Genomic DNA, 4,085 nt, shown 5'->3' with positions numbered 1-4,085 from the left:
CTGCCCCCTGAAAACTGGACCGTTTGAAGCTGGAGTTTTCGGCTAATCTTTCCTGGCTGGGAGAGGAGCGGAAACGCATGAAGGCATCGAAGTTCACGGAGGCGCAGAAGGCGTTCATCCTGAAGCAGGGGGAGCAGGGAACGCCGGTCGCGGAGATCTGTCGCAAGGCGGGGATCAGCCAGGCGACCTATTTCAATTGGAAGAAGAAATATGGCGGGTTGCTGCCAGACGAGATGCGCCGGCTGAAGGCGCTTGAGGACGAGAACACACGGCTGAAGAAGATCGTCGCCGATCTGACCCTCGATCGGGAGATGTTGCAGGACGTGATCCGCCGAAAGCTCTGAAGCCTGGGCGTCTGCGAGAGATCGTGACCGGGATGTGCGTCGACTGGGGCGTGTCGATCCGGAAGGCCTGTGGGGCCATCTGCCTTGACACGTCCAGCTACCACTACAAGTCCCGGCGGACGCATCAGGCTGCCGTCGAAAGGCGGATCAGGGAGATCTGCGAGACGCGTGTGCGGTATGGCTATCGCCGTGTGCATGTCTTGCTTCGGCGAGAAGGTTGGATCATCAACATGAAGAAGACGCGCAGGATTTACAACGAATTGGGGCTTCAGCTGCGGAACAAGCACCCGAAACGCCGGGTGAAAGCGAAGCTGCGCGAGGACCGCCAGGAAGCGGTCGGCCCGAACGATGTCTGGGCGATGGACTTCGTTCACGACCAACTCGCCATGGGCAAGAAGCTCCGCATCCTGACCGTGGTGGACACCCATTCCCGGCTCTGTCCAGCGGCTGATGCCCGCTTCGCCTACCGCGGCGAAGACGTCGTGCAAACACTGGAGAAGGTCTGCGCCAAGATCGGCTACCCGAAGACCATTCGGGTCGATAATGGCAGCGAGTTCATCTCCCGTGACCTCGACCTCTGGGCCTATGCCAACGACGTCACGTTGGACTTCTCGCGACCGGGAAAACCGACCGACAACGGGTTCATCGAGGCGTTCAATTCGAAGCTCCGCGCGGAATGCCTGAACGCGCACTGGTTCATGAGCCTTGCCGACGCCCGCGAAAAGCTGGAAGATTGGCGTAGACACTACAACGAAGACCGACCTCACAGCGCGATCGGATACAACATCCCGATGGCCATGCATTATCCCGATGGCGTCACCAGCCCGTCATCGTGAGACAGCCGGAAAAATCCAGCTTCCGGCGGTCCAAGGTCGGGGAGCAGTGCAACAGATTAAAGGGCTATGCTTCAATCTGTGTTGCGGAACGGGAGCATTCTCGCCCGCAACAATTCTGGACCGGCCCGAGCCGATTTAAGAGCAACGCGACAACAAGCCGGTCGGTCGCGCAGGGGAGGTGGCATGAGGTGTTGTTCGGTATGTTGCTCACTAGCGGTGCTTTCTGCTGTCGGCTGGGCTGCCCAGACTGCGCTGGCTCAACCTGAAACCGACCCTTTGTGGGAAATCGGCATCGGCGCCTTCGGGCTTGTCGCACCCGACTACCCGGCCTCAGGCGAAAGTGCGTTCAACGGGCTTGCGCTTCCCTACGGCATCTATCGCGGCGAGGTGCTGCGCGTGGATGACGAGGACGGCGCGCGCGTGGTGCCGGTGGAGACGCAGGCCTACGAGCTGAGCTTGTCGGCGGGTGCGGCCTTCGGGGCGCGAAGCGAAGGGCGCGGCGTCCGGGAGGGCATGCCCGACCTCGACCCGCTCATCGAACTCGGTCCGCAGGTCATCTTCCGCGGCCCGGGCTTCGGGCCTGAGACGCGGCGCGGCCGGATCGATCTGGCGCTGCAGGCGCGTGTGGTCGCGTCGCTTGATGTCGACACCGGGTCGGTCGCGTATCGCGGGCTGGTCGTTGAACCGGAACTGGCCGCGCGGTGGCCTGATGCGCTTGGGGCGGGAACGGAGTTGCGCGCCTCGGTCGGGCCGGTCTTCGCGACCGAGGCACTGCAGGCGTACTTCTACGACGTGAGGCCGAGGTTCGTGCGGGCAGGGCGACCTGCCTACGAGGCGCAGGGCGGATACCTCGGCACTGACCTTGTCGTCAGCCTGTCCTACGATCTGACGCAGCGGTTCACGGCGTTCGGCGGCGTGAGTGCGGCGAGCCACGCCGGTGCCGCGAACCGCGCCAGCCCGCTGTTCGAAGAGGATCTGACAGGCGCGGCCTTTTTGGGCGTGGCGGTGATCCTGAGCGAAAGCGCCCGTCGCGTACCAAGGCGTTGGGCGGACCGCTGAATAAAGCTTTGGATACCTGTAGCGTTGCCTTGATACCGGCACGATCCGGATAATCGAAAAGACCCTCTGTGGACCTGTCGCGGTTTGATGCCCTTCCTTTGATAGCATTTATTGCAGCAAAGGAGACTGACTATGGACTGAAACGGACGGATGAATTCCGGGCTGATGCGGTGCGGATCGCGCACCCGCGGGGATCGACACGCGAATTCGCGCGTTGACTGAGTGATGAACGAGGCTCTCCCTCAGGCCTTAAAGCTCGCGCGACGTGACCCGAGCGCGCAATGCTTCGAGTTCGGCTCTGAACTTCCTGGTGATTTTCTTGCGGCCCACCCGTCGGCGGAATTCCTCGAACGGGTCTGCACAGCCGCTGTCCTGGATTTCGGCCATCAGGTGGAGTTTCTCGGGGTCCGGCACTTGGTGCCATTCCCGCGGGTTGCCGTTCACCTGCAAGCCCCGGAACGCTATCCGTTCTACCGGTTCGCGCTCGTCGGGCCAGAAAAGCATGTCTTCATCCCCATGGGGCGTTGCCCGAAGATCGCTCAGGAGCGGCTCCAGCGTCTTGCGGATTTCGGAACCGGCCCTCGTGAACCCATGCTTTCTGGCGATCTCGAGCACCAGGTGCGATCGCAAGATCGGCCCGTGCCCATCGACGATGTCGGTCACCATCCTGCGCAGCGTGTCCTGGTAGCGATGCTCGTGGAACAGCTTCCGCTTCTCGTCGTCCTGATCCGTCGCGCATGGCCTTGCCGTGGATGTCCTGTCTTCCTGGCTGCCGACTTTCGAGGGTGTTCCACCGTTGCCTGTTTTCGGCATGCGAATGACCACGCGGTGGATGTCATCGACGGAGGGGTCATGGTTGCCGCGGGTATCGAGTACTGCGACCGCGCGAGCAATCTGCGCCATGTAGTTGCGCAGCGTTCCCGGCGCGAGGTGAATTCCCTGTGCTCGGAGAAGGTCCGCCAAGTCCTCGCTCGTGTATCCTTCTCGTCGCAGATCTGCGAGTTCTTCACGGGCCTCGATGACATCACGGATGATCGGCCGCGACTTCTGCGCCGGAACGGATTTCGCACGTTCTTTCAGTCGCGCACCGAGCGGCTTTGCCTCGGAAGTGTCGCCAAAGACTGTGTCCTTCATGATCCTGCCTCATCATTTTCTTTGCTGCCCGCAAGATAAAACAGGTCTGCGAAAAAACCGAACTCAGTCGGTAGCGCCCTGAATTCAGGTCTTTTCGATTTCATAAGACCGAGGCTTCCGGCGACATGGTTTCCGTCACTGGGACGGGGCGATTTCATGCTGCCGTCATGCATTGCCGATGCGGGGACCCGCAGCGTCATGCACCGCCATGCGGCAGGGATGCGGTTCCGGGGCGGCTCCATGCGCCTCTCGTGCGGGCAAATGCACCCCGCGCTTTCTATCCTCTCAGCAAGATGCCTCGCACCGCCGGGGTAAAACCGACCGCGACGCCTGGAGGACCCGCATGCCACGCCCCCGCAAATCGGATCAGGAGCGAGCCGTCAGGTGGGACGCGCTCTACGTCACCGCCGCCGATCGCGCCAAGATCAAGGCTGCGGCGCAGGCGGCGGACCTGTCGGTGAGCCGCTACCTTGTGAGTCTGCATCGCGACGAGACACCCTGGCGCGATCTGGCCAGGGCCAAGGTTGTCGGCGCGCTGATCGGGGCCGAGCGTCGTCTTGAGGATCTCGCGCGGATGGTAACGGACGGCACCTCGGAGATCGACGCGGTGAGGCTTCAGGCGCAACTCCTCGACATCGAACGCAGCTTCCGCCGCGAGGCTCTTCTTCCGGGTGCTGTCCGTGGAGGAGCATCGGACGAGGAGGGTGAGGCG

Annotated in this window: 4 protein-coding genes; 3 read left to right on the top strand and 1 reads right to left on the bottom strand. The window is 62.4% G+C overall.

Annotated features, from left to right (window positions below):
* Positions 1-77 precede the first annotated feature (77 nt).
* Positions 78-1,180 (top strand): IS3 family transposase gene (locus DKT77_RS17855; protein ID WP_109810157.1). Its coding sequence is split into 2 segments (ribosomal slippage): positions 78-339 and positions 339-1,180, totalling 1,104 coding nucleotides; the frame shifts between segments, so codons are not numbered across the junction.
* Positions 1,181-1,396: 216 nt separating this feature from the next.
* A complete protein-coding gene (locus DKT77_RS17850; protein WP_238547994.1) occupies positions 1,397-2,239 on the top strand; it encodes a MipA/OmpV family protein in 843 nt (280 codons plus the stop codon).
* 249 nt (positions 2,240-2,488) lie between these two features.
* Here DKT77_RS17850 and DKT77_RS17845 read toward each other — a convergent pair whose 3' ends face one another.
* Positions 2,489-3,373 carry a DUF3320 domain-containing protein gene (locus DKT77_RS17845; protein WP_109813026.1) on the bottom strand — a complete coding sequence of 295 codons (885 nt, stop codon included), beginning with the start codon at positions 3,371-3,373 and terminating at the stop codon, positions 2,489-2,491.
* Between the two features lie 343 nt (positions 3,374-3,716).
* Here DKT77_RS17845 and DKT77_RS17840 point away from each other — a divergent pair.
* Positions 3,717-4,085, top strand: a 369-nt coding sequence (locus DKT77_RS17840) for a hypothetical protein (RefSeq protein ID WP_146205038.1), incomplete at its 3' end; no start/stop codon positions are given.

Source organism: Meridianimarinicoccus roseus, from assembly GCF_003172915.1.
GTDB classification, from domain to species: domain Bacteria; phylum Pseudomonadota; class Alphaproteobacteria; order Rhodobacterales; family Rhodobacteraceae; genus Meridianimarinicoccus; species Meridianimarinicoccus roseus.
The sequence above is the reverse complement of the archived record's forward strand: the minus strand, read 5'-3'. Positions and strand labels throughout refer to the sequence as shown.

Coding starts and splice junctions, on each gene's coding strand:
- DKT77_RS17845 (WP_109813026.1), bottom strand. CDS start 3,373: ATGAAGGACACAGTCTTTGGCGACACTTCCGAGGCAAAGCCGCTCGGT.